Annotated in this window: 6 protein-coding genes and 1 pseudogene; 4 read left to right on the forward strand and 3 right to left on the reverse strand. The window is 64.4% G+C overall.

The window, feature by feature from the left end; all coding sequences use genetic code 11:
- From PF446_RS10625 to PF446_RS10635, 3 genes are all read right to left on the reverse strand, one after another.
- Positions 1-108 (reverse strand): acylphosphatase (locus PF446_RS10625; protein WP_298071402.1); only part of this gene is annotated, 108 nt, incomplete at its 3' end.
- Positions 109-115: 7 nt separating this feature from the next.
- On the reverse strand, positions 116-592 hold the full coding sequence (locus tag PF446_RS10630) for a TlpA disulfide reductase family protein (protein ID WP_298071397.1): 477 nt from the start codon (positions 590-592) through the stop codon (positions 116-118).
- Positions 589-1,914 (reverse strand): YihY family inner membrane protein, encoded by a 1,326-nt coding sequence (locus tag PF446_RS10635; RefSeq protein ID WP_298071398.1) that lies wholly within the window; start codon positions 1,912-1,914, stop codon positions 589-591. Before PF446_RS10635 ends, PF446_RS10630 begins: the two co-directional genes overlap by 4 nt.
- 136 nt (positions 1,915-2,050) lie before the next feature.
- Here PF446_RS10635 and wrbA point away from each other — a divergent pair, with 136 nt between their 5' ends.
- The 4 genes and pseudogenes from wrbA to PF446_RS10655 form a co-directional block, all read left to right on the forward strand.
- Positions 2,051-2,653 (forward strand): NAD(P)H:quinone oxidoreductase, encoded by a 603-nt coding sequence (gene wrbA, locus PF446_RS10640; RefSeq protein ID WP_298071399.1) that lies wholly within the window; start codon positions 2,051-2,053, stop codon positions 2,651-2,653.
- Positions 2,650-3,006, forward strand: coding sequence for a DUF2069 domain-containing protein (locus PF446_RS10645; RefSeq protein ID WP_298071400.1), 357 nt, complete (start codon positions 2,650-2,652; stop codon positions 3,004-3,006). The genes wrbA and PF446_RS10645 overlap by 4 nt, the downstream gene beginning before the upstream one ends.
- Before the next feature lie 79 nt (positions 3,007-3,085).
- Positions 3,086-4,735, forward strand: a complete 1,650-nt coding sequence (locus tag PF446_RS10650; RefSeq protein ID WP_298071401.1) for an acyl-CoA dehydrogenase family protein — start codon at positions 3,086-3,088, stop codon at positions 4,733-4,735.
- A 68-nt stretch (positions 4,736-4,803) separates the two neighbouring features.
- Positions 4,804-4,904 (forward strand): annotated as a pseudogene (locus PF446_RS10655) (asparaginase); the annotation flags it as partial.

The raw sequence follows: 4,904 nt of genomic DNA on the forward strand, positions 1-4,904 counted from the left end.
GTTCTCGGCCCAGCCGACCAGCTCGAGTCGCTGGGCCTGCTCGCGCGTGGACGCGCGAAAGAACACGCCCTGGACCCGTCCGCTGATCAGGAAGCATGCGCAGGCCATGAGAATCTCAGTGGCTCGAGCCGATGGCCTTGCGCAGGTCGGAAAGCGTGATCGGTCCGACGTATTTCTGCGCTACCTTGCCGTCCGGCGAGATCAGGTAGGTGGTGGGAAGACCCAGTGGCGGATCGAAGTCGGCTGGGGGCTTGCTGGTGTTCACGCGGGCCACCGGGTAACTCACCGGATGCTTGTCCAGGAACGCCTTGAGGGTCGCGGAATCGGCATCCTCGAAGGCCAGTCCGATCGCGCGTACGTCGGCATGCGACTTGACGAAGGCCGACAGCGCGGGCATCTCCTTGATGCACGGATGACACCAGGTCGCCCAGAAGTTGATGATCACCCATTTGCCGCGCTGGGCAGCCAGGTCGAATTGCCTGCCGCTCAGGGTCTTGATCTTCAACCCGGGGTGGCTGGGCATGGCGGCGCGAGCGTGCGGTACCGTCACGGCAAACAGCAGGCCAGCAAGCACGAGGGAAAAAGATTTCATGTGGCGTCCGGTCGGTGTTCGGCTAGGGAAGGGTCTTCGTCCGCAGCCTCTGGCGCCAGCAGGAAAAGATCCGACAAAGGGGTGCCCAGATTGCTGCGCATGCTCTGCGCCAGTTTGCCAAGGTGATCGCGCAATGGCGAGGGGAAGCCATGACTGAACTGCTCGATCAGATCCTCATCGAGAGGCAGACGATACCGCCCCGCCCTGTAGATTTCCATAAGGGTAGCCGTGTCCAGACTGCGCATCATCACCCAGGCTTCGTTTTCCGTCCGCTGGATCATGCCGGACTGATGCAAATCGCCCAGATACCGCTGCAACTGGTCATCGGAAACATAGCGTTCGCGACCGCGAAGGTCGTCCTCGCTCAACGCGCGGCCTTGGCGCTGTGCGAGCACAAAATGTTTCAAGATGTGCATCAGGCCGAGGAATTCAGCCTCTTCCGGAAGGTGGTTGGCACGCGGGCGATAATCGAAGGCCGACAACGAGGCTGTCAGCGAAGCTCCAAGCAGAACGATGACCCAGGACAGGTAGATCCAGACCAGGAATACCGGTATGGCCGACAGCGCGCCATAGATCTGCTGGTAACTGGTCACGCTGCGCATGTAGGTGGCGAAGGCCCACTTTGCGATCTCGAACAGCACGGCGACAAGCACCGCCCCGATCGCGGCATATCGCATCATCACCCGCCGGTTCGGCACCAGGGTGTACATCGCGAAAAGACCGATCACGCTGACCGCGAATGGAAGCACGCCCAACAGATGCCGCTTGAGCGCCAACGGGCCGTGGACACTGCCGATCAACGGCAACGCAGCCACATAGGAGGTCAGGGTCAGTCCGGCCACGACCATGATGGGGCCCAGGGTCAACGCGGCCCAATACATCATGAACCGCGACAGCGTCGAACGCCGGGTCTGCACGCGCCAGATGCGATTGAACCGCGCCTCGATGCTGGACATCATCATCAGTGCGGTGGCCAGCAGCACCACGACGCCAATCCCCGTGAGTTTGCTGGCGTTGCCGGCAAACTGCAGCACGTACTTCTGCACCGCCTCACCCGCCGCCGGAACGAAGTTGCGGAACAGAAAGTCGGTCAGCACATGGCTCCACCCATTGAAGGAAGGCAGCGCGGTGAGAATGGTGAATATCGCCACCGTAAGCGGCACCAGCGCGAACAGCGTGGTGTAGGCCAACGCGCCGGCGGTCTCCAGGCATTTGTCGTCGACAAAGCGTTGCCAGACGAACCGCACGAAGGCCTTCACGCGGTCGCGATCTAGCCGGTGCAACGGCGCCGGCAGCCAGGAGTGCTCGGTTGGTTTGGACACGTTTGTCATGATATCGGCTTGCATGCCGGAACGCAGATCATGGCCGAATCGACCAGCGTTCGCCATCCGCGGAACCGAAACCGGGCCACATCTGCGAAACTATGGCCTGTCACGCCTCAACGCCCCGGGAGACCATATGAGCCAGGACATTCTGGTGCTCTACTACAGCCGCAACGGATCGACCGCAAAGCTGGCGCGCCTGGTGGCACGCGGGATCGAGGAAGTGCCCGGCATGCAGGCCCGCCTGCGCCAGGTTCCGCCCGTGGCGCCGGTGACACGTACCGCGCAGCCGCCGGAACCGGAAGATGGTGCGCCATACGCAACCCATGAAGATCTCGACGAGTGCATCGGCCTCGCGCTTGGCAGCCCGACACGCTTCGGCAACATGGCGGCACCGATGAAACATTTCCTGGACGGCACCGGCGCAGAGTGGGCATCCGGCAGCCTTGCCGGCAAGCCGGCCGCGACATTCACCTGCACCAGCACCATGCATGGTGGCCAGGAAACGACCCTGCTATCCATGATGCTGCCCCTGCTCCACCACGGCATGCTGATCGTGGGCATTCCGTATACCGAATCCGCACTCAGCAGCACCCGCAGCGGCGGATCGCCGTATGGCGCAAGCCATGTGGCCGGAAGCGAGGGCGACTTGCCCGTGACCGGGCACGAGCGTGAACTGGCACGCGCGCTGGGCCAGCGCCTGGCTGACGTGGCCCGCCGCTTGGCGCGACAGTCATGAACACGCCCACCCCGCGCCAGCGCATGGCCCGCATCGCCGGCTATGCCGGATGGATCGGACTGATCGTGCTGCAACCGCTCTGGCATGCCTGGCTGGTGCCGAACCCGCACGACCCGCTCGGCGCCGTACTGCTGCTGGCACTTTTGCCGCTCCTGCTGCCCCTGCTGGCGGTACGCCGCCCGGGACGCGCGCTGCTCTGGGCCGGTATCGTGGCGCTGTTTTATTTTTGCCACGGCGTGGCGGAAGCATGGGCCATTCCGGCCGAACGGGTGCCGGCCGTGCTGGAGATCATCCTGAGCCTGATGCTGATCCTGTCGCTGGGCATCGGCGTGCAACGCCGCAAACCGGCCTGACGCGCATCAAGGCAGGCAGATCCTGCAGGCGTTTATACTGGGTGTCAGGATTCAGCTGCCCAGCGGGGCACACAACGCCATGGAATTTCGTCAGGACGCACCGCAACTTCCGCATCCGTTTGACCAGGACCACCTGCTTCAGGCGCTGATCGAGCGACATGTCCCCGAGGACCGTCGGCAGCATCTCGAGAGCGACCTGCGGGCGCTGGGCGACCACGCCTGTGTCGCCTATGCACAGCGCATGCAGCGCAACCGGCGCAAGCCCGAACTGGTGCAATGGGACCCGTGGGGCGAACGTATCGACCGGATCGAGCTGACCCGAGCCTGGCGTGAGGGTCCTGGAATGACTGCGCGCTTCGGAATTCTCGCCGCAGGACATGCCCCCGAGGCCGGCGTAAATGCACGTCTGGAACAGTTCTCCCGGGTCTACCTGTACCACCTGGCCAGTGAGTTCTTCACCTGTCCGCTGGCCATGACCGATGGCGCGGCTACCGCCATACGCCTTTCAGGCAATACCGAGCTGAGCGAACGCGTGCTGCCGCGCTTTCTCAGCCGCAACCCGGACCAACTCTGGCTTTCCGGACAATGGATGACCGAAACCGCGGGCGGTTCCGACGTGGGTCGCACCGAAACCATCGCGCGCCAGGACGAGCACGGCCAGTGGCGATTGTACGGACGCAAGTGGTTCACCTCCGCCGTGGTCGGCGAAGCAGCACTTGCGCTGGCACGCCCCGAGGGGGCCGACGAGGGGCCTGACGCGCTGGCGTTGTTCTACGTCGAGACCCGGGATGTACAGGGTCGCTGGAACGGCATGCGCGTCGATCGTCTGAAGGACAAGCTCGGTACCCAGGAACTGCCCACGGCTGAAATCCACCTGGAGGGCATCCCCGCTGAACCGGTCAGCGGCCTGGACCACGGCGTGCGCCTGATCACGCCGGTTCTCAACATCACCCGGACCTGGAACGCAGTATGTGCCACCGCGACCATGGCGCGTTGCATGGCGCTGGCGCGTGACTATGCCAGCCGGCGCGAAGCATTCGGACGTCGCCTTGCCGATCATCCGCTGCATGCGCAAACCCTGGCCGACATGCAGGCCGAACATGCAGCCGCGTTCGCCCTAACCTTCCACCTGGTTCGCCTCCTGGGCCGGGTCGAGCACGATCAGGCCGACCCCCACGAACCCCACCTGCTGCGCCTGCTGACCCCGCTGGCCAAGCTGTGGACGGCCAAGGTCGCCGTGGCTGTGGCCTCGGAGACCCTGGAATGCTTCGGCGGCGCAGGCTATATCGAGGACACCGGTCTGCCCCAGTTGCTGCGCGATGCGCAGGTCTACCCGATCTGGGAGGGCACCACCAACGTGTTGTCCCTGGACCTGCTGCGGGTCCTGGGCAAGACCGGTCTTGCACCCTTGCGCAAGCAAATCGATGCATTGCTGGAAGCTCCCGGCCAGGAAAGCATCGCCGGAATGCTGCGCGGCGTGCTCGACCACGCGCAGTCCTTCCTCGACGAACACTCCGCAGACCCGTCCCGACTGCAGTCCGGCGCCCGCGATCTGGCAATCACGCTGGCACGCTGCATGGCCGCAGCCCTGCTCTCCGAGCAGGCGCAATGGGCGCACGCGCAGCATGACGACGGCAGGCCGGGGGCAGCGCTGGAGCTGTTCGTGTCGCACGGCATCGATAGTCTGCGAGACGGTGACCACGAGGCCGCGATACGATTGCTGGACTGAACAGCGCCCCCGGCGCCACCCGTCATCACCACCCGGCCCGCAAACCGGCACACGGAAGCCTTCCCATCATGCAGCACCTGACCATCGTCACTACCGGCGGCACGATCGACAAGATCTACTTCGACGCCAAGTCCGACTACCAGATCGGCGCACCGCAAATCGGCGAGAT

This window comes from Oleiagrimonas sp., assembly GCF_027858935.1.
Taxonomy (GTDB): domain Bacteria; phylum Pseudomonadota; class Gammaproteobacteria; order Xanthomonadales; family Rhodanobacteraceae; genus Oleiagrimonas.

Coding starts and splice junctions, on each gene's coding strand:
- wrbA (WP_298071399.1), top strand. CDS start 2,051: ATGAGCCAGGACATTCTGGTGCTCTACTACAGCCGCAACGGATCGACC.
- PF446_RS10650 (WP_298071401.1), top strand. CDS start 3,086: ATGGAATTTCGTCAGGACGCACCGCAACTTCCGCATCCGTTTGACCAG.
- PF446_RS10630 (WP_298071397.1), bottom strand. CDS start 592: ATGAAATCTTTTTCCCTCGTGCTTGCTGGCCTGCTGTTTGCCGTGACG.
- PF446_RS10645 (WP_298071400.1), top strand. CDS start 2,650: ATGAACACGCCCACCCCGCGCCAGCGCATGGCCCGCATCGCCGGCTAT.